The following is a 20428-nucleotide window of genomic DNA, read 5'->3' as shown; positions in this document are numbered from 1 at the left end:
AGGTGTCCTCCAACGGGTGTGCTGCATCGGGAAGGTGGCCGCGGAGTCAGAGCCGGCGGCGGCGGACGGACCGGTGGACGAGGAGGACCGCCAGCGCGGTCAGCGGCACCGTCAGCGCCGCCTGGGTCCACTGCATGGGCCACAGCTGGCCCGCGCTGTGGTAGACGTCGAAGACCCGTGACCCGTCGGGGCAGCCGGTGGGCCCGCACTGCGCGTACGACAGGCGGCGGCCGTCCGCGGTGACCACGCCGTCCCGCAGCAGCCAGTCGTCGGCGCTGAGGTCGTAGCCGTGCGGCGGGAACCGGGTGAGGGCCGGCTGGAAGAACCGGCGCAGACCGGTCAGCAGGCAGAACAGCCCCGTGTGGCCGGCGAGGGCGCAGACCATGGCCGGGATCGTGCGCCGGGTCAGCTCCCCGGCCAGGACGCCGATCGCGAAGGCCAGCGGCGTCGCCGTCGCGAGGACGGGACCGAAGGAGGAGTACGGCAGCGCCGAGAACGCCGAGGAGTCGCTGCCGAGCGCCGGCGAGGTGACCGCGTGCAGGCGGGTGCCGAGGGCGGCGGCGACGAGGCCCACCGCGACGGACGCGCCGCCCAGGACGAGGAGCCGGCTGGTGAGCCAGCGCTGCCGGGGCACCGACTGCGTCCACAGGAGCCGGTGCGTGCGGCGCTCGTACTCCTGCGCCAGCAGCGGCGCGCCGAGCAGCGCGGCGACGAGCGCGGGCACGGCCACGAGGGCGGACTGCGCGTGCTGCACCGCCTGGAGCGCGTCGGAGACACGGTGGGCCGTCGGGGCGCACCGGTCGAGGTAGAACAGGTCGTCGCACGAGGCCGCGGCGCGTGCGGCGCGGGCCCGCGCCATCGCGTCCGCCGTGCGCACCGCCCACACCGCGAGCAGGGCCGAGGAGAGGGCCATGGCGGCGAGCGCACCGCGGTGGCGCCGCAGGCTCAGCCGCACCAGGGCCCGGTACGGCACCGGCTCCGGGCGCAGGGCCGAACCTTCGAGCCGGACCGGTACGACCGGCAGGGGGGAGGAGACGGTCATGCCGCCACCGTCCCGGTGCCGTCCCCATCGGCGTCGCCGTACCCGACCGGCCGCATGCCGGGGGCGAGCCAGCCCGCGACGGAGGGGGAGCGCAGGTAGGAGACCACCAGCTCCTCCAGGCTGGGGAGTTCGGCGTCGGTCTCCCGCGTCCGCGCCTGCCGGTCCACGCGGACCAGGGTGAGGTGCCGCGGCTCGGTGTCCACCGGGTCCACGGGGTGCACCCGCCACGGCGCCAGACCCGCCTGGCACTCCAGCAGGCCGAGCCGGTCGAGCAGGCGGTGCGAGCCGAGGAGTTCGGACAGCTCGCCGGCCAGCCGGATCCGGCCGCCGTCGATCAGCAGCAGGTGGTCGACGGCCTCTTCGAGGTCGCCCAGCACATGCGAGGAGAGCAGGACCGTGCCGCCGCCGTCGGCGACGTCACCGAGCAGCAGGCCCAGGGCGGCGCGGCGGGCCAGCGGATCGAGGTCGCTCAGCGGCTCGTCGAGGAGGAGCAGCCGGGGCCGCTTGCCGCGCGCGAGGGCGAGGGACAGCAGGGAGCGCTGGCCGCCGGAGAGGGAGCCGGCCCTGCTGGTGAGCGAAATCCGGCCCAACGCCAGCAGTTCCCCGGCCAGTGCGCCGTCCCAGCGGGGGTTGAGGTCACGGCCCATGGCCAGCATTTCTTCGACCCGCATCCGCGGATACAGGGGGCGGTGCTGGTCCACGAAGGCGACCTGGCCGAGCAGCGCGTCCGCGCCGGCCGGTTGCCCGAGCACGGTGAGCCGGCCCGCGTCGGGACGGACGAGCCCGGCCGCGGCCGACAGCAGCAGGCTCTTGCCGGCGCCGTTCGGGCCGACGATGCCGCACACCGCGCCGCGCGGGACGCGGAAGGTGCAGTCGGTGAGCAGCTGCCTACGCCGCCCGCCCCGCCCGGCGCGCAGCCCGACCCCCTCGGCCTGGACGGCCGCCGCGGTGAGCGTCGTCACCGCGTCCGCTCCGCGAAGCAGGCGTCCCCGACGGAGACGACCAGGGCCATGACGTCCTCCCGCTCCAGACCGTGCTCCCTGGCGCGGGCCATCCACTGCTCCAGCTCCTGCCGCAGACCGGAGCCGTCGACCCGGTCGGCGCTGCCGAGCGTGCCGACCACGAACGTGCCCAGCCCGGTCCGGGACTCGACCAGGCCCCGCCGCTGGAGCTCCTGGTACGCCCGCAGCACGGTGTTGCCGTTGACCGCGGCGGTCTCGACCACCTCGCGGGCCGTGGGCAGCTTGTCGCCGGGCTTCAGGACGCCCAGCCGAAGGGCCTGCTCGGTCTGCTCGATGATCTGCTGATACGCGGGGGTGCCGCCGGCTCTGCGCAGCTGGTACTTCACGAGGTAACCCTTTCCCTAATTGATTAGGGAAAGTAGTCAGCGTCTGAGGAGGTGTCAAACCGCATCGGCGCGCAGGGGTGGGGCCGGGAGGCGGGGGAGGTCGGGCGCTCCGTCCCGAGCGGCCGACCCGCCGTACGGGGGCGGTCGGCGGTGCGGCATACTCGCCCGATGACGCCACGCACTTCCCCGGCCGGCCGGCCGGTCACGATACGGCGGGCCGTCGCGCGGGATGCCAGACGGCTCACCCGGCTCGTGCGCGCATCGGGGGCGTACGAGGGCAAGTACGCGTCCGCAGTCGCGGGCTACCGGGTCGGTCCCGACTACATCGAGGCCCACCGCGCCTTCGTGGCCGTCGGCGCCGACGAGCAGGACGGCCGGGTCCTCGGGTTCTACTCGCTCATCCTCGCGCCGCCGGAGCTCGACCTGCTGTTCGTCGCCGACGAGGCGCAGGGGCAGGGCATCGGACGACAGCTCGTCGCGCACATGCGGTCCGAGGCCCGCGCCGCCGGGCTCGACCGCCTCAAGGTCGTCTCGCACGTTCCGTCCCAGGACTTCTACCACCGCGTCGGCGCGGTGCGGACCGGGACCGCGTTCGCGAACCCGCCCGCCGTGCCCTGGGACCGGCCCGAGTTCGAGTTCCGTATCGCCGCGGAGTGACGCGGCGCCGTCGGCGAGGGGTCCGGCACGCGGGAAGCCCCGTCATCCCCCCGGCCGCTCGCCGGGGCCCGGCCGGAGCGCGGCCGGCAGGTCCCCGGCACGATCCGCCGCGCCCCGGCGCAATCCGGCCCCGATCTCGCGGGCGAGCCCCCGGCCGGAGGCCCTGCACCAGTCCCACCAGTGGTCGAGCACGGACTCCTCCGGTTGCTCGACGATACCGGTCTGCTTCCTTGGCGGCGTTGTCGCACATCGTCACCGACCAACACGGACCATGCGTATCGAGCCGTCACTGCGGCCAGGACCCACCCGTGCCGTGTGCGCCGGCTGTCGTCGGGACCCTGGCGAGTAGCCGGCCCGTACCGGAACGCCGGCGTGCGGGGGACGGGGGCGGGTACCTGAGCGACACGGCTCCGCGACGGGGCGGGGTCCGTTCAGGGAGGTGGGGATGCGTCTTCACCACAGCCGTCCCACCGACCCCGGCTTCCGCCGCCTGCGCCATGGCCGAGGCTTCCGCTACCTGGACGCGCACGGCGAGCCACTGCGCGATCCCGGCGAACTGGCCCGGATCCGGGAGCTGGTCATTCCGCCCGCCTGGCGGGACGTGTGGATCTGCGCCAGGGCCAACGGACATCTGCAGGCCGTCGGCACGGACACCGCCGGCCGCCGCCAGTACCTGTACCACCCGCGTTTCCGCGCGGAGCAGGAGCGGGCCAAGCACGAGCACGTGCTCGACGTCGCCGATGCCCTGCCCGCGGTACGCGAGGCCGTCGAGGGGCATCTGCACGACCGGGGGCTGACCCGGCACCGGATCCTGGCCACGGCCGTACGACTGCTCGACCTCGGCTTCTTCCGCATCGGCAGCGACCGCTACACCGAACTGAACGACAGCTACGGCCTCACCACGCTGCTCCGCGAGCACTCCCGCTGCCACGCCGGTGCGGTCCTGTTCACCTACACCGGCAAGCACGGCAAGGAGATCGTCCAGACCGTCGCGGACCCCGCCGCCTGCCGCTGCCTCACCGCGCTGCGCCGGCGCCGGGGCGGCGGCGACCGGCTCCTGGCCTACTGGGAGCGGCGCTCCTGGCACACCGTGACCGGTGAGGACGTCAACGCGTATCTCAGGGAGCTGGCCGGCCTGGAGATCACCGCCAAGGACTTCCGTACCTGGCACGGCACCGTCATGGCCGCCGTGGCACTGGCCGTCTCCCAGCCCGTGGCCCGCAGCGAGAGCGCCCGGCGCCGGGCCATCGCCCGCGCGGCGCGCGAGGTGGCCGGGTATCTCGGCAACACGCCCGCGGTCTGCCGGAACTCCTACATCAACCCTCGGGTCATCGAGCTGTACGAGGAGGGCGTCACGGTCGCCGCCGCTCTGCCGCACCTGGGCGACGAGGGGGTGTACGGCATCCCCGCCACTCAAGGACCCGTCGAACAGGCGGTACTGCGCATGCTCCGCGACGGACGCCCACCGCGCGAGGGATGAGAGCGGCGCGCGAGGAGAAGCCGGCTCGCCGCGTCCGCGTACCCCGGTGCGGCGCTGGCCGACCCGCCAGCCCGGACGAGCAGGACGGGGCCGCAGACCGCCGTCGCCCCTGGCAGTACCGGAGTTGGCCTGCACCGTGAACTGCCCTCGGTAGCCGGGCTCGTCGGCCGGGCGCGGAACGCGCGCGGCAACTCGTGCCGCTTCTCGGGGTGTCGAAGCCGGCGGCGGGCCGCATCGCCGACGGCCGGGCGTCCGCGGCACCGGGCGGGGGAGCGTAAGGAGGGTGCGCTGGTTCTGTGTACAGGAAACGGCGATACGGTGTGCGGCAGTCGATTACCTGTTTCGTGATCGCTGAGCCACTAGGGGGTTCCATGAAACACCGCCACCCGCGCCGCCGTCGCAGAGTGATCGCCGGGGCGGTCGGTACGGCGAGCGCGCTCGCCGTCGTCCTGGGTGCGGGAATGTCACCGGCGATGGCCGCCGGGATGACGCACGACAAGGACGCGGTCGGCGCTGCCGCACCTGACGGCAAGGCGCCCTGGGCGCCCGAGAACGACGAGCCGCCGATGCCGCACAAGGCCCTCAAGCCGTCGGCCACACCGCGCGACTCGGTACGGGCGTCCGGGCTCAAGCTCAGTATCCCCGCGCCGTCCGGAAGCCACAGCGTGGGCATGGTCGGGCTGCACCTGGTCGACAAGTCCCGCACCGACCCGTACGTGCCCGGCAAGAAGCCCCGCGAGCTGATGATCTCGCTTTTCTACCCGACCTCCGCACCGTCGGGGCACTACCAGGCGCCGTGGATGTCCTCGCTCTCGGGCGCCCATTTCCTCGCCTCGCGCGGCCTGTCGCCGCAGCAGGTGACGCTGCCGACGACCGCCGGGCACGTCCTCGCGCCGGTCGACACCAAGCTCGGCAAGCTGCCCGTGCTGCTGTACTCGACCGGGCTGCACTCCGACCGGGCGCAGGGCACCGCGCTCGTCCAGGACCTCGCCAGCCGCGGCTACCTCGTCGTCACCGTCGACCACACCCACGACGCCAACGAGGTGCAGTTCCCGGGCAACCGGGTCGAGGTGAACACGATGCCGTCCAACGCGCACTCCTCCGACACCCTCAATGTGCGCGCGGCCGACATCAAGTACGTCATCGACCAGCTCGGCGTGCTCAGCAAGGGCGGCAACCCGGACGTCGGGCACGCCACCCTGCCCACCGGGCTGACGAAGGCCGTCGACATGTCCCACATCGGCATGTTCGGCTGGTCGCTGGGCGGCGCGGCGGTGGACACCGCCATGCAGCTCGACCACCGGATCGCGGCGGGTGCCAACCTGGACGGCCAGTTCTTCGGCTCGGCTCCGAGCAAGAACCTGGACCGCCCGTTCATGCTGTTCAGCTCCGGCAGCCACAACCGCAACAACGACAGTTCCTGGCGTACGCTCTGGTCCCATCTCAAGGGCTACCGCCTGGACATCCAACTCCATGGCGCGGCGCACCTGTCGTTCAGCGACAACGAGTGGATGGTGCGGCAGGAGGCGGCCCTGCTCGGGCTCTCCCGGTCCCAGCTGGAACAGCAGTACGGCACGATCGACCCGAACCGTGCGTTCGCTGTGCAGAGTACGTATCTCGCGGCCTTCTTCGACCAGGAACTGCGGCACAAGTCCCAGTCCTTGCTGAACGGGCCGAGCAAGAAGTACCCGGAGATCTCGTTCGTCCACTGACCCCTGGTCGCGGCCTCGGGCCGTGACCGCGGGTGCGAGGAGGGGCCGACCGCTTTGCGCTGGTCCGCCCCTCTTCTTCCGCCGCCGGGACCCGGCCGACACCGCGCGCGGCCGACGGTCGCCGCCGGTACCCGGCCGCCCCGGCATTCGGCCGGATCACCCCCCAGTTGCACAAGTGGGGGCGAAACCGTGATGGACATGCCATCACTCGGCACTAAAGTGTTCGTTCGCATCAATCGAACGCTCATGCGCTCGGCGTCAGAGAGGAACCCCTGCCCTGCCCACCGAGTTCCGGGCGCCACGCCGACACCGTATCCGCCGCCGCGCCGATATGCCGCTCCTCGGCGGGGTGCGTCCACCCATAGCCTCGCTGGTCCTGCTGCTCCTCGTGGTCGCCGCCCTGACCGTGGCCGGTCTCGGCGCGATACACGCCGAGCGGATACCGTCGGCCGTGCTCACGGCCGAACAGCGGATCGCCGCGGACACCGCGCTGTCGGTGCGCACCTCGATCGACGTCGAGGCGAACACCGTACGGCGGAGCGCCGACACGTACACCCCGACCCGTACCACCTCCACGCCCGCAAGCGCGCTCAAGGAGCTCACTTCCGCGCGCAAGGCCGTCCTGGGCGGCGCGCTGCTCGACGCGCGCACCGGTAAGCCGCTGGCCTCCAGCGGCAAGCCCGTGCCGCCGGCCGGGCTGGACGCGGCCGCGCTGTCGTCCGCGCACGGCCCGCTCCCGCCCCGGCTGGTGACCTCCGATGGCCAGGCGCGGCTGCTGTATTTCGCCAGGGTGACCCTGCCCGCGCAGCAGCAGGACGCCAACCAGGACCAGAACCAGGCGGACACCACCGAGCGGCAGTGGCTGCTGGTGGTCGCCGAGGCACTCCCCGCCGTCACGGCACACGGCCAGGGCGGCACCGCCCGCATCCTGGACGCCAAGGGCGACACGCTCGGCAGCGCGGCCCACGACGCCGCGGCGCCCGACGACGGACTGTCCGCACCGGTCTCCCGAGCGGCGAGCGCGTCGGCGCGGGCCACCGGGGCCTCGGGCAGCCTGCTGGGTGCCACCACCGGCGACCGGCGCATCGTGGGCGGCTGGGCGCAGGTCGCCGCCGGGACCGGACCCGGTGACACCGACGACCTCGGGCTGGTGGTGCTCACCTCCCGCCCGGTGCCCGTCGGGGCGGCCGCCGTCGACTACTCGGGCTTCGCGCTGAGCGCCGCGGCCACGCTCGCCGGCCTCGCCGTCCTGCTCGGGCTGGGACTGCACCTCCTCGTCCAGCGGCCGCTGCTGCGGCTGTACCTGTCCGCGGGCCGTCTGGCCCGGAGCGCGTCCGCGAACGGACCGGCCGCGTGGGCGGAGCTGGACCGGCCGGTCCCGGTGCACGGCTTCGGGGAACTCGCGCGCATCGGACGGGCGCTGGAGTCGCTGCGCGGGCAACTGCGCGGTGACAGGGGCCCGCAGGAGCTCTCCGTCCGCCGTACCCCTGGTTACCGGGCGCTGGCCGTGGTCGGTGTGCTGCTGGTGGCCTGCTGGTCGGTGCCGATGATCTTCCTGCTGAACCGGGCCGACACCGCGACCGCGGTTCCGGCCCCGGTCCTCGCCGGTCAGCAGGTGCGCACCGAGATCGCGGCGAACCGGGTGCGGCAGTCGCTCGACCAGTCGTACAGCGCGCTGAGCGATGTGGCCGCCCGGCTGGCGGGACGGACCCGGAGCGCGCAGAGCGAGCTGCTCCGCAAGACCCTGGACGAGCACAAGCAGTACCGCTCGCTGTATCTGCTGGACCGCTCCGGCGCCATCACGCTGCGGGTGGGCGACAGTCCGCTGCGCACCCTGGTGCACGTGCCTCAGGGCGGCGGGGTCACCACCGTCAACACCTCCGGCCGGATACCGGCCATCGCCGCCTACGCGCAGGTCCGGGACGCCCGGCGCACACCCCCGGCGGACGGGGTGGTCCTCTTCGGCGAGATCGACGTCAACACCCTCAACTCGACGCTGGCCAGGCCGGACCTGGGCAGTGTCTGGGTGACCGACGAGAACGGCAAGGTACTGGCGGCCAGCGTGGGCTACCGCGCCTTCCAGAAGTTGCCCGAGCCGGGCCTGTCCCGTCTCGCCCGCGGCGCGCAGAGCGCACCGGGCACGGTGGGAGCCGCGACCTCGGCGGTGCTCGCCTCCTCCTCCGGGCCCTCGGTCGACGCCGCGGCACCGCTCGCGCAGAGCGGGCCGACGGCCCGACTCGGCTGGCGGGTGGTCACCGCGGAGCCCGCGGCGGCCCTGCGACTGCCCGCCGTACAGGCCCAGCAGCGCACCATGCTCGCGGGAATCCTCGCCCTCGCTCTGGGCACCGCCTGCCTGGGCTGGCTGTACGTCGTGGTCATCCGGCCGCTGCGCGCGGTCGCCCGGCTCATCGAACAACTCGCGGCCGGCGACCGGCGCACCGTGCTCCACCCCGTCAACCACGACGAGGTCGGCTCGGTCACCCGCAGCCTGGAGCTGATCCGCCAGGCACTGGCGCAGCGCGGCCGGGCCGGCCGATCCGGACCCCCCGCCGGCCTTGCCGGGCCGCGGCGCGAGAACTCACTCCAGCGGTAGAAAGACGATTCGGCGTGATCTTCCTCTATGTCATCGTCCTGCTGTGCTGCTGCGCACTGTGGGGCGCCGGAATCCTCGAGCAGAAACGGCACTTCGCCTCGCTGGAGCAGATACCGACGCGGGTGCTGGTCAACGGCATCCGCGGCAAGTCCTCCATCACCCGGCTGTGCGCGGGCGCGCTGCGCGGCGGCGGTCTGGTGACCGTGGCCAAGACCACGGGCACCGCGGCCCGGTTCATCCACCCGGACGCCACCGAGGAGCCGGTGTACCGCAAGTTCGGGCTGTCCAACATCGTGGAGCAGATCGGCATCGTGCGGCGGGCGGCGACCTACCGGCCGGACGCGCTGGTGATCGAGTGCATGGCGGTGATGCCCGCGCTGCAGGAGATCAACCAGGAGAAGCTGATCCGCTCCACCATCGGTGTGCTGTGCAACGTCCGCGAGGACCATCTCGAGGAGATGGGCCCGACGCTGGACGACGTGGCGCGCTCGCTCTCCCGCTCCATGCCGGTCGGCGGGGTGTGCGTCACCGCGGAGAAGGACCGGCTGCACATCCTCAGGGAAGAGGCCGACAAGCGGGACTGCCGTCTTGTCGCGGTCGACCCGGAGTCGGTGAGCGACGACGAACTGCGCGGCTTCAGCTGGTTCACCTTCAAGGAGAACGTGGCGATCGCGCTCGCCGTCGCCGAACTCTGCGGGGTGGAGCGGCAGACCGCGTTGCAGGGTATGTGGGACGCGCCGCCCGATCCGGGCGTGCTGTCGGTGGAACGCTATGTCACCCCCGACGGCAAGCGGCTGCGGTTCGCCAACGTCTTCGCGGCGAACGACCCCGAGTCGACGCTGATGAACGTCAGGCAGCTGCAGGACCTGGGCGCGATCAAGCAGCCGGTGAACGTGGTCGTCAACTGCCGCCCGGACCGGGTGGAGCGCAACGGCCAGATGGGCGCGATCGTCTCCGACCTCGGCGCCGAGACGGTCTTCCTGATCGGCCATCCGACCAAGAGCGCCCGCGACACCATCCCGCGTGGTTTCGCCGGGCGGGTGGTGGACCTCGGCGGCGACCGCCGGGACCCCGAGGAGCTGACCGCGGCCATCCTCGCGGAACTCGGTCCGGCCTCCTCGCTGGTGGCGATCGGCAACATCCACGGCCAGGGCGAGCTGTTCCTCGAATGCCTGGCCGAACTGCCGCTGGACGACTCCGAGGAGGAGCCCTCCGCCGTACCCGCCGACCGGGCGGGCACCACGGGCGACGGCCTCGACCAGGAGACCATGCAGATCGCGGTGCCCCGGCGGATGGCGGTGTCCCCGCCGCCCGCCCCCGAGCCCTTCAGCTGGGTGGCACCGCTGGAGACACCGGCGTACGGCTTCCACGTCCCCGGTCAGCGGGAACTGGCCCGTCGGCTCGCCGCCCGCCACGAACGGATCGACCGGCACGACGGCCACAGCGGCTACGACGGCAAGCACGACGGGCAGCACGGTCGCGGCGGCCACTTCCGGCAGGAACCGCACGACCGGCATGACGGCTACGAACGGCAGGACCAGCCCCATGCCGAGTGGCCCGAGAGCGGGCCGCACCACCCCTACGAACCCCACCAGTTGCCGAGGAACCCGTAAGTGATCCCCGCTCACCTCACCGCACAGACCGCCGCGCTCGGGATCGCCCTCGGGCTGATCTTCTCGCTCGTCTGCTACCTCACCACCAACCTCTCCCCGGGCGGCATGATCACCCCCGGCTGGATCGCGCTCACGCTCATCACCGATGTGCAGATGGCCGCGCTGATGGTGGCGGTGGCGGCGCTCACCTTCTTCATGACGAAGCTGCTGCAACGCACGGTGATCCTCTACGGCAAGCGCCTGTTCGCCGCCGTGGTGCTGTGCGCCGTACTCATGCAGACCACCGTGATGCTCACCCTCAACCACGAGTTCCCCCTGCTGTACACGTCGCAGACTCTGGGCTTCATCGTGCCGGGCCTGGTTTCCTACCAGATGGTCCGCCAGCCGCTGGCCCCCACGCTGATCTCGACGACGGCGGTGACGCTGGCCACGTACGTGGTGCTGGTCGCCGGACTGCTGCTCGGCGCCCTGCCCGTCGGCTGATCAGCCCGCCCCTGCCACCCCGCACCCTCCAGGAGGTCCCGCCATGCACCCTGAACCCACCGGCAGCCGCGGCCGCCCGACCCGCCGCGCCGTACTCGGGACGATCACGGGCCTGGCGGCCGCCGGGGCGGTGGCCGGCTTCGGGTACGACCGCCTCTCCCACGGAGGTGGCGACGACGGTGCCACGGGACCGCGAAGCCAGGCATCCGGCCCCCACACCTTCGAGCGGCTGACCGACCCCGGCCGCACCGTGGTCCGGACCGCCGACGGCGCCACCCTGGCCACCTTCACCGACGGTGCCCGCACCGCCGTACTTACCGGGCCCAGCCGGACCTTCAGCGAGCCGCGCACCACCAGCGCCACGCTGACCACCAATGCCTGGGTACGGGTGCTTCCGCACACCTGGCAGCAAGGCGCGGAGAAGTCCGCCTGGTTCACGTCCTGGTTCACCAAGACGCTCGGTGACTCCGGGCCGGACGTCTTCGCGGTGGCCTTCCAGTACAGCAGCGCCGGGGCGCCCGACAAACACGACTCCTCCGGTGTGCGCTACGCGGGCACCGCGCACTTCGGTCCGCGCAACCAGCGGGTCGCCAACCCGCTGGACTTCGCCTACCACGACGAGCAGTCCGACTTCTACGACTACCTGGGCATCCCCTGGACCTTCGCCGACGGCACCCGCGCCCAGCCCGAGCAGGCCCGCTACGGCGACGTCGACTGCTCCGGGTTCCAGCGGCTGGTGTGGGGCTACCGGATGGGCATCCCGCTGCACAACACCAACACCAAGGGCGCCGGCCTGCCGCGCCGCGCCTTCGCCATCGCCGCCTACGGCCCCGGCGTGCTGGTGATCCCCGACGAGGGCCGCCAGCCGGCCGAGCTGAGCGCCCTGCAACCCGGAGACCTGGTCTTCTTCGCCATCATCAAGGACCAGCCGAACTTCATCGACCACTGCGGTATGTACCTGGGCCTGGACGACCAGGGCCGGCACCGCTTCTACTCCAGCCGCTCCGCCGCCAACGGACCCACCATGGGCGACCTGTCGGGACACTCCCTGCTGGACGGCACCGACTTCTACGCCCGCGGCTTCCGAGCGGCCCGCCGCCTGTGACCCCACCGCCCCACCCGAACGCCGATCCGAGGACCACTGCCATGGCCACCACCCCCGCCGCCCAGCCCGCCGGCGCGCGCCCGCTGCACCGGCCGGACGAGCCACCCGCCGGCCGGCCGGACGCCGCGCCGCGCTGGGAACGCCCGGCGCTCGCCGCGGTGCTGGTCGCCGCCGCGGCGCTGTACTCCTGGGGCATCGGGCACGCCGCGCTCCACCCGTTCTACGGCGCGGCGATACGGTCGATGGCCGAGGGGTGGCGCGCCTTCCTCTTCGGCGGACTCGACGCGAGCGGTTCGATCACCATCGACAAACTGCCCGGTGCCTTCTGGCCCGGCGCCGTCTCCGTGTGGATCTTCGGTCCCCACACCTGGGCGGCGGCGCTTCCGCAGGCCGCCGAGGGCGTGCTCACCGTATGGCTGCTGTACCGGATCGTCCGGGCATGGGCCGGGCCGTTCGCCGCGCTGATCGCCGCACTGGCGCTCACCCTCACTCCGGTCACCGCGGCCCTCAACCGGGCCACCATCCCGGACACCGCGCTGACGCTGCTGCTGGTGGCGGCCGCGGGGGCGTTGCAGAAGGCGGTACGCACCGGCCGGCTGCTCCCGCTGATCACCTGCGGAATCTGGGTGGGGCTCGCCTTCCAGGCCAAGATGCTCCAGGCGTGGCTGGTGCTGCCGGTGTTCTGGCTGGTCTACCAACTCGCCGCGCAGGGTGCGCCGTTGAAGCGGACGCTGCGCTCACTGCTGGCAGGCGCGATCGCCCTGGTCGTGTCCTGTTCGTGGATGCTGCTCGCCTGGGCGACCCCGGCCGCCGACCGCCCGTACCTGGACGGCACCACCGACAACAACCCCTTCGCCCTGGTCTTCGGTTACAACGGCCTGAGCCGGTTCACCGGGGACTCCACCGCGTTCGGCGCCGCCGCGAGCACCGCCGCGAGCCGCACCACCGGCAACACCGGCTGGTCGATGCTGGTCAACCACACGGTCGGCCCCCAGATCGCCTGGCTCCTGCCGCTCGCCGCGGCCGCCGCGGTGCTGGGCGTCGCCTGGCGCACCGGGCAGCCGCGCACCGACGCGCTGCGCGCGGGGTTCGTCCTCTGGGGCGGCTGGCTGGTGGTGCACGCGCTGGTGTTCAGCGTCTCCAACGGCAACCACGCCTACTACACCGCCGTCATCGCCCCGGCCCTGGCCGCGCTGACCGGTGGCGGATTCGCGCTGCTGCGCACGGAGTACGAGCAGGGCGGGCGACGGCGCGTCGCGCTTCCGGCGGTGATCGCGGTCACGGTGCTGTGGGCGCTGGTGCTCGACCTGCCCACCGGGTTCGTCTCCTGGCTGCTGCCGGTCGCCGTGATGCTCGCGCTGTGCGGCGCGGTGGGGCTGTGGTCGCGGGGCCCCCGTACCTCCCAGCGGATGGTGAACGGCGCGCTCGCCGCCGGAATCGCGGCGACGCTGGTCGTACCGGCCGGGTGGGCGCTGTCCACCCTCAAGCCGCTCTACGCGGGCGCCTCCACCTCGCCGATGGCCGGCCCGGTGGGCATCGCGTACGCCGAGGCGCTGCGGCATCACCGGCCCGCGGCCCGAGTCGGCCTCGACCGGCCGAGCGCCCGCGACCGGGCCCTGCTGAGCTATCTCACCGAGCACCGCCACGGTGAGCAGTACCTTCTCGCCACCCAGGCCGCCTACACCGCCGAGCCGCTGCTGCGCGCGGCGCCGGAACCCGTGCTGGTCATGGGCGGCTTCACCGGCAACACCCCGTTCCCCGCCGCTCAGCAGCTCGCCACCCTGGTGACGACCCACCGGCTCCGCTACGTCCTGCTCACCTCTCGGCGTCCCGCCACCGCCGACACCGCCTGGGTGAAGTCCCACTGCGCCCGCATCCGCCCCACGGCGTACGGCCGCCACACCGACGGCAGCTTCAGGCTGTACGACTGCGCGCCCAATTCCTGATCAGAAGGATTCGTCAGGAGCGTCGGGTGGAGATGATCCGTCCGTCGGAGGCGTATACGGTCACCCGGACGCGACCCGTGCCGGCCTGCCAGTCCCGGTAGGCGGCGATGACCTGCCGGGCCTGTGCGAGGTATCTGCCCGAGAAGCGGCTCTCCCAGTCGGTGTGTATGCCGACCTGGTGATTGCCGGTGTGGGCGACCAGCCGGGTGACGTGTCTGACGGCGGCCTTCTCGGGCGGGGTGCCTTCCTGGGCGACCCATAGCCTGAAAGTGCCGGCCTCCGAGGTCGGTACGCGCATCTCGGGGGGCACCTCGCCGAAGGTGTCACTGCCCTGGGTGGACGCGGCCTTCGTCGTGTGCGCGCCCTGTTCGGCGCTCGCGACGGCACCGACGATGGCCAGGGCGAGGATGGCGCCCGTGATCAATTTCGTCTTGCGCATGATCAGAAACCTCTGGACGCCTGTAGGGCCGAGCGAAACGCTGACATCGAATTGAGATCCTCCGCGGGACTCAGACGGCCCCCCTGGGTCCGCGCCGTTGTGCATTCTCAAGGAAAGGAGCAGCCAGAACCACCGAAAAACGGCGGATGAGCTTACGTTTCTGGCTGATCTTCGACGTTCGTGTACGGTCCGTCGCGCTTCTCGAATAACTGGTTCCGCACGTTTTGTCGTGCAAGCTGGGGACGCGCGGCGGCGGCCTCACGTGGGGCGTTATGCAGCGCTGCGCCCGGTATGGGGGTGAGGAACGGGAGACAGGAGGGCCGAAGTGTGCGGGGGGCGACCTCACGGATGTGAAGCTCGCACTTAATTAAGCGCCCGACCGATTGCTGTCGGTGGGAGATGACCTATTCCCGATCCTGGAATTTTCCAGTCCGTTCAACAGCCCAGCCGTAAAAGCATCGCCAGCGGCTCTCACGGCGATGCAGCGCCTGCGAGTGACGACGCTCGTCCTCATTCCGCCACGCCTTCGTCGGGGACTTCGCCCCCGGCTTCGTCTCGTCGGCCTCCCGGCGTGCGCGCGCAGACCAGGGCTCCGGCGCCAGGCCGACGTCGGCTCCGACGTCTGCTCCACGCGCACCCGTCGCCGTACGCGACGCCCGCGGCAACGGCTACCGGCTCACCGGGTACAAGGTCTTCCCTTCCGCCGGCCCCTTCGCCGACTTCGAGATCGTCGTCGCCCCCATGGGCGGCACCGGAGAGCAAGAGGGCGGCAAGCCGCCTGCACTGCCCCACCGTCCTCGGCGCCACGCGCCGGGCCCTCGCCCTCACCCTGGAACGCACCCGGACCCGCAAGGTCGCCGACATGGCCACCGAGTTCTGCGCCGCGCGTTCCATGGCCTACGCCGCGCCGGCGGCCCTGGACGCGGGCCGCGAGGTGCCCGCGGAAGCTCAACGCAGCGGCGTCGCCAAGGTCGTGGCCTCCAACTACTGACCCGGCCGTGGACCGGCGACGGCAAGCGGTGGATACCGGCCGGAGTTCCTGACGTGGCTGGTGAGCGGTGCCGCCCTTCCGCTCAACCCACCTCAGTCAGCCTTCCGCCCTCGCCTTGAGGTTGTGGAGCCAGGCGTCCAGGGACGCGTCGAGTGCGGCCTGGAGGGCCGGGGTGTCGGATACGACGGGGTCGCCGGACCAGGACTCCTCGGTGTGGACGTGTACTCCGTCGCGTTCCTGGCGGAAGGTCCACACGTGTACGGCGGTGATGCCCTGGGCGGGGCCGCCCCAGACGATGCGGTATCCGGGGCGGGCCTGCTTCACGGTCGAGGTGATGTCCTGCAGGCCGTTGACCGACCAGCGGAACACGGAGCCCTCCCGTAGCGGACCCGGAGTCTGCTTGGCAGCCTTCGTCACGTCGGGCTGCCAGGTGGGCCAGGCGTCGACATCGGTCTGGATGTTCCAGACCTGCGTCAGTGGTGCGTGGATCACGATGTCGTCGCGTGTGATCACGGGGGCGTCCGGGTCGATGCCCGGCTGCTGGCGAGCAGTTGCGGTCTGTCCCGATACGGCGATCAGGAGGGCGGCGGGTACGGCCGCAGCCTTGGTGAGCAGGCTGGTGAGCATGGATTTCTCCCTCTGCGGAGTGGTTGGTCCAGGGTTTCTGGTGTGGGGCGGCGTGATTACGGAACGAGGACGACCTTGCCGCTGACCGTGCCGGACTCGGCCAGGCGCAGGGCCTCGGCGACACGGTCGAGGGGCAGTTGGGCGGCGATGAACGGGGTGACGTCACCGCGGTGCAGCGCGGTGAAGACCTGGGTGAGGTCGCTGCGCAGGCGGGCGCGGAATCGGTTCTTCGACAGAGCCTTGCCCGCCCAGACGTTGAAGAAGTAGGCGTGGCGGCCGTTGGGCAGCGCGTTCCACAGCCAGACCCGGCCCAGGAGTTTGAGGACGGGCCACTGCTTGGAGCCGGTGTCGTCGCGGGTCGCGGCGCTGCCGTAGGAGACGAGGGTGCCGCCGGGCGCGAGCAGGCTCCAGGAGTCGACGATGCTGCGGCCGCCGACATGGTCGAAGACCGCGTCCACTCCTCCGGGAGCCAGCTCACGTACACGGGCCGGGATGTTCTCGGTGCGGTAGTCGACCGGGGTCACTCCCCGTTCCCGCAGGGCCGCGTGGTGGCGTGCGGAAGCGGTGCCGATCACCTTCGCCCCCGTGGCCCGGGCGAGCTGGACCAGGACCGAGCCGACTCCTCCGTTGGCGCCGTGCACCAGGACGGTCTGCCCGGCGCGGACGCGGGCCTTGCGGTGGAGCATCTGCCAGGCCGTGATGCCGTTGATCACCACCGTCTCCGCCTCCGCGGCGGCGATCCCGTCCGGGACCGGCACTGCGTCGGCGGCGTCCACGACCACGTGGCTGGCCCAGCCGCCGACCTTGAGCAGCGCGGCCACGCGGGTGCCGACCAGGCCGGGAGCGACGCCGTCGCCGATCGCCGAAACCGTGCCGACCACGTCGTAACCGGGGACGAACGGGAAGGGCGGCTGGTCGTAGTAGCGACCGCGGCGCATCTGCTGCTCGGCGAAGGAGACGCCGGTCGCCTCCATACGGATGACCACCTGACCCGGACCGGCGGCCGGAACTGCCCCCTGTCGCACCTGAAGCCCCTCCGGCTCGACCTTGCCCGGCAGTACGACCTCGATCATTTCCCCAGCGCCCATGACGACCTCCCTCGACATCGACCAGTCCCGTTAGTGGCTGGTGCGTTCGTTAGAAGTTATAACCGCACGGATGGGTGACGGTCAAGAACGTTCGTAATAGGGTCTAACTCAACTGGGGTCGGGCGACCCCGCCGGTTGAGGGAAGAAGCCGACCGGATCACGCAGGCGGAGGGATGAGCACATGGCCGTTGCCCGTAAGGAGACCCCACGCGAGCGCTACCGTGCGCAGCTGCGGGCTGAGATCAAGGAACGCGCCTGGGAACAGATCGCCACCGCCGGAGCCCCTGGGCTCTCCCTGAACGCCATCGCCAAGCAGATGGGCATGAGCGGCCCCGCGCTCTACCGGTACTTCGCCAGCCGCGACGAACTGATCACCGAACTGATCCGCGACGCCTACCGCAGCCTCGCCGACACCGTCCGTGCCGCCGCCGGGCCGGGGGCGGACCTGTCAGAACTCGGACGCGCGCTGCGCGGTTGGGCCCTGGACGATCCGCAGCGCTACTTCCTCGTCTACGGCACACCGGTCCCCGGCTACCACGCCCCCGACGACGTCACCGAGATCGCGTCCCAGATCATGGAAGTCCTCCTCGACGCCGCCCAGCCGACCGGCCCTGCCGCGGACGCCCCGGACGAGGAACGTCTCGACGCCCACCTCGCCGAAAACCGGCAATGGGTGGCCGGCCATAACGCACCCCCGGCCGACCTGCGCCGCGCCCTGCTGTTCTGGACCCGTCTGCACGGCATCCTCTCCCTGGAACTGGCAGGCCACTTCACCGGCATGGGCTTCGACCCGAACGAGCTGTACGACAGCGAACTGAAGCACCTGACGCGATAGACGGCCTCCCTGCCGGGCTGCCCACAAGGTGCTACGTCAGGTCGGCGGCCCGGACGAGTATGTGAAGCGCAGGCGTTCTGGTCTGCCCCGGTGGCATGGCCCCGACTCGTGCGCGTACCGCGCTCACGTACTCGGTCGGTCGGGTGGCGTGGCGCCATGCCGCCTCCTGGGTTTCAAGGTCCTTGACGCGGTACGCCTCGGCGTACCGGATGCGGGCCTGTCCCATGGCGGCTTCCCTGCGGATGCGCTTCTGGCGTGCCGTGCCGCTGCGGCCTCGTCCTGGCGTCTGCGTTCGGCCGCTTCACCGCGAAGCGTGACCTGAGCATGCTCGCCCAGCGTCCCCCTGGTATAGGGGGTCCGTGAGACGTGAGAGGGTCTGGAGCGTGAGTGAGACACCCCCGAACACCCTGCAATACCGCTTCGACGGGCCAGAAGACGCTCCGGTCCTGATCCTGGGTCCCTCACTGGGTACCACATGGCACAGGTTGTAAAGATCGTCCATGGGCGTCCACGTCAGTCCAAGGTTGGGGCGTAAGACATCGTGGTCCGGGGGAGTCGGCGTAGTTGGTGACAGACGTGTGACAGTGCCTGTGACAGAGCGGTGATAGGGCGAGGCCGCGCCGGGGAACACGCTGACGGGGCCTCTGCCCGGAGCCACGAGACGAAGCCCCACCGGAGCACTCCGGTGGGGCTTCGTCTCGTCGAGCTCGACTGTGCTTGCGCGCATGACGCGCCCGGCTTCTCATGCAGTTCGTATTCCTGCGATGCGCTCGGTGACGCTGGATTTGCGATCGCAGCCAGCAAGGTGGAGCTTCGTGAGGCGACGCGGCCCCGCGGGAATCCGGGTGGGTCGTGTCGTGTGGTGGGTCGATGCGGTGTGCCCTGTCAGGCGGGCTCAGCGGTATGCCGGCTGTCGGTGGATGGGTGACGTCGTGGCCACCGTTGATGCTGCAGCCGTGACGAAACCGGACTCGGTCGTACGTGCCGGACGGTTCTGCGGTGACAGGGCACAATGGTCCGCACGCGGTGGCTGGGGGAGCGGCTCTGGGGAGGGCGTCGTGAAGTTCAGAAAGCGAACGCTGGAAATGCTTGGCGACCTCGTTTGCGGAAACCTCGGTACGGCAGATCATCAAGCTGATGCCGAGCCAGCATATTTTCCGTATCGGTCGAGCAGCTACATCACCGAGTTCTTCACGGAACTCAACATGGATTGGGAGCACGATGGTTCGACGCGGCACCGCTGGGTCGCGGAGGTGCTGGAACAATTGTTGGCGGAGCCGCACGAGGGGGCCTTCACACCCGCCGGAGTCCTTCTGCAGGGTGATCGACCACTTGATGAATCCGGCGGATGCCCTCAATGAGGGTCTCGACCGACCCAATGCCCTGCGCTTGTTGAACAATGTGCTCGCCCGCGAAGGGTTCGAAGCCTTCTATGGGGAGGACAAGCACTGCTACCTGCGGCACGTCGGAACGAACACGGTCTCGATGTTGGCCAAGAACCCGCATCGCCCTCTGAGTGCCGCCGAGATGCAGCGGCGCACAGCACTTGCCGCGTTCCTGGACACGTGCAGTGAGGATGCACTCATTGAGGAAGTGCTGCTGCCGATCTTCCGTCAGCTGGGCTTTCACCGGATCACTGCAGCCGGGCACCGGGACAAGGCGCTGGAGTACGGCAAGGACATCTGGATGAGGTACACCCTGCCGACCCAGCACTTCCTGTACTTCGGCATCCAGGTGAAGCGCGGGAAACTGGACGCCACCGGAAAGTCCAGGGCGGGCAATGCCAACATCGCTGAGATCCATAATCAGGCTCTGATGATGCTGGCGCACGAGATCTTCGACCCCGAGACCAACCGGCGCGTCCTCGTTGACCATGCGTTCATCGTGGCCGGCGGGGAGATCACCAAGGCTGCACGCAACTGGCTGGGCAACGCGTTGGACGCTGCGAAGCGGAGCCAGATCATGTTCATGGATCGCGACGACATCTTGAACCAGTTCGTGGTGACCAACCTGCCGCTTCCCGTAGGTGTGCTGCCGAGTGCGACGCCATCCGGTGGTACCGCGGAAGCGCCGTTCTGATGCTCGTTCGGGGCGTGCGGCCTCAGGGGGACCGGCGGGGTGCGGCCGTGATACGGACGTCAGCGGAGCTGTCAGGGGGCCTGGCCGCGACCGCGGCGACGGAGTCCGGGTGGGTCGGCAGCACGAACCAGACGCTTATTCCCAGGCCGTGCGGCGGACGCCCCACGCGTCGGCGAGCGCGTCCAGCAGGGGTTTCCCTCGCGGCCGGACTCGGTCGGATCCTCGACGGCGGTATCCAGCGGCAGGCTGCCCTGCAGGGGTGCGGCCTCACCACCAACCGGCTCAGGACTGGTTGGCGCGCCGCCCTCTGCTGCATTGTATTCGGTGGCCCGGGTCCCCAGCTCAGGTCTTGGCTCGCGACCTCGCAGAAGAGCGTGGGTTCGCCGATTC

The 20428-nt window shown here is 71.2% G+C and carries 18 protein-coding genes; 12 read left to right on the top strand and 6 right to left on the bottom strand.

All coding sequences use genetic code 11. The features are described from left to right. Positions 1–46: 46 nt before the first annotated feature. Genes ACZ7EC_RS26560 through ACZ7EC_RS26550 form a run of 3 tightly spaced genes read right to left on the bottom strand, consistent with a single transcriptional unit; the run spans position 47 to position 2390 of the window. Positions 47–1042, bottom strand: a complete 996-nt coding sequence (locus ACZ7EC_RS26560; RefSeq protein WP_471066385.1) for an ABC transporter permease subunit — start codon at positions 1040–1042, stop codon at positions 47–49. Then, positions 1039–2004, bottom strand: a complete 966-nt coding sequence (locus ACZ7EC_RS26555) for an ATP-binding cassette domain-containing protein (protein WP_471066383.1) — start codon at positions 2002–2004, stop codon at positions 1039–1041. The genes ACZ7EC_RS26560 and ACZ7EC_RS26555 overlap by 4 nt, the downstream gene beginning before the upstream one ends. After that, entirely contained in the window at positions 2001–2390 is a 390-nt protein-coding gene (locus ACZ7EC_RS26550) for a GntR family transcriptional regulator (RefSeq protein ID WP_471066381.1), read from the bottom strand. The genes ACZ7EC_RS26555 and ACZ7EC_RS26550 overlap by 4 nt, the downstream gene beginning before the upstream one ends. Positions 2391–2558: 168 nt before the next feature. Here ACZ7EC_RS26550 and ACZ7EC_RS26545 point away from each other — a divergent pair, with 168 nt between their 5' ends. From ACZ7EC_RS26545 to ACZ7EC_RS26510, 8 genes are all read left to right on the top strand, one after another. Then, positions 2559–3047, top strand: coding sequence for a GNAT family N-acetyltransferase (locus tag ACZ7EC_RS26545; RefSeq protein ID WP_471066379.1), 489 nt, complete (start codon positions 2559–2561; stop codon positions 3045–3047). A gap of 445 nt (positions 3048–3492) precedes the next feature. Then, positions 3493–4527: a DNA topoisomerase IB gene (locus ACZ7EC_RS26540; RefSeq protein ID WP_471066377.1), complete on the top strand. Its 1035-nt coding sequence runs from the start codon at positions 3493–3495 to the stop codon at positions 4525–4527. A gap of 371 nt (positions 4528–4898) precedes the next feature. Further along, positions 4899–6239, top strand: coding sequence for an alpha/beta hydrolase family protein (locus tag ACZ7EC_RS26535; protein WP_471066375.1), 1341 nt, complete (start codon positions 4899–4901; stop codon positions 6237–6239). Positions 6240–6588: 349 nt separating this feature from the next. Next, positions 6589–8832, top strand: a complete 2244-nt coding sequence (locus ACZ7EC_RS26530; RefSeq protein ID WP_471066373.1) for a HAMP domain-containing protein — start codon at positions 6589–6591, stop codon at positions 8830–8832. A 14-nt stretch (positions 8833–8846) separates the two neighbouring features. Next, positions 8847–10445 (top strand): poly-gamma-glutamate synthase PgsB, encoded by a 1599-nt coding sequence (gene pgsB / locus ACZ7EC_RS26525; RefSeq protein WP_471066371.1) that lies wholly within the window; start codon positions 8847–8849, stop codon positions 10443–10445. Beyond that, positions 10446–10928 (top strand): poly-gamma-glutamate biosynthesis protein PgsC/CapC, encoded by a 483-nt coding sequence (locus ACZ7EC_RS26520; protein ID WP_471066369.1) that lies wholly within the window; start codon positions 10446–10448, stop codon positions 10926–10928. A 43-nt stretch (positions 10929–10971) separates the two neighbouring features. Continuing rightward, positions 10972–12033, top strand: a complete 1062-nt coding sequence (locus tag ACZ7EC_RS26515) for an NlpC/P60 family protein (protein ID WP_471066367.1) — start codon at positions 10972–10974, stop codon at positions 12031–12033. A 41-nt stretch (positions 12034–12074) separates the two neighbouring features. After that, positions 12075–13979: an ArnT family glycosyltransferase gene (locus ACZ7EC_RS26510; RefSeq protein WP_471066365.1), complete on the top strand. Its 1905-nt coding sequence runs from the start codon at positions 12075–12077 to the stop codon at positions 13977–13979. Positions 13980–13992: 13 nt separating this feature from the next. Here ACZ7EC_RS26510 and ACZ7EC_RS26505 read toward each other — a convergent pair whose 3' ends face one another. Then, positions 13993–14418 (bottom strand): hypothetical protein, encoded by a 426-nt coding sequence (locus ACZ7EC_RS26505; RefSeq protein ID WP_471066363.1) that lies wholly within the window; start codon positions 14416–14418, stop codon positions 13993–13995. An 862-nt stretch (positions 14419–15280) separates the two neighbouring features. Here ACZ7EC_RS26505 and ACZ7EC_RS26500 point away from each other — a divergent pair. Then, positions 15281–15409: a hypothetical protein gene (locus ACZ7EC_RS26500; protein ID WP_471066361.1), complete on the top strand. Its 129-nt coding sequence runs from the start codon at positions 15281–15283 to the stop codon at positions 15407–15409. A gap of 96 nt (positions 15410–15505) precedes the next feature. Here ACZ7EC_RS26500 and ACZ7EC_RS26495 read toward each other — a convergent pair whose 3' ends face one another. After that, positions 15506–16036: an SRPBCC family protein gene (locus ACZ7EC_RS26495; protein WP_471066360.1), complete on the bottom strand. Its 531-nt coding sequence runs from the start codon at positions 16034–16036 to the stop codon at positions 15506–15508. Positions 16037–16092: 56 nt separating this feature from the next. After that, complete coding sequence (locus ACZ7EC_RS26490) at positions 16093–17124, bottom strand: medium chain dehydrogenase/reductase family protein (protein ID WP_471066359.1); 1032 nt, start codon at positions 17122–17124, stop codon at positions 16093–16095. Between the two features lie 181 nt (positions 17125–17305). Between ACZ7EC_RS26490 and ACZ7EC_RS26485 the strand changes: the two genes are divergently transcribed. The 3 genes from ACZ7EC_RS26485 (at position 17306) to ACZ7EC_RS26475 (ending at position 20038) form a co-directional block, all read left to right on the top strand. Further along, positions 17306–17959, top strand: a complete 654-nt coding sequence (locus ACZ7EC_RS26485; RefSeq protein ID WP_471066357.1) for a TetR/AcrR family transcriptional regulator — start codon at positions 17306–17308, stop codon at positions 17957–17959. Between the two features lie 1058 nt (positions 17960–19017). Continuing rightward, a complete protein-coding gene (locus ACZ7EC_RS26480; protein ID WP_471066355.1) occupies positions 19018–19320 on the top strand; it encodes a hypothetical protein in 303 nt (100 codons plus the stop codon). Beyond that, positions 19280–20038, top strand: a complete 759-nt coding sequence (locus ACZ7EC_RS26475) for a hypothetical protein (RefSeq protein WP_471066353.1) — start codon at positions 19280–19282, stop codon at positions 20036–20038. Before ACZ7EC_RS26480 ends, ACZ7EC_RS26475 begins: the two co-directional genes overlap by 41 nt. Positions 20039–20428: the final 390 nt, after the last annotated feature.

This window comes from Streptomyces sp. NPDC037203 (assembly GCF_055605065.1).
Note: the sequence above shows the minus strand (reverse complement) of the source record. Positions and strands in the feature narration are given on the sequence as shown.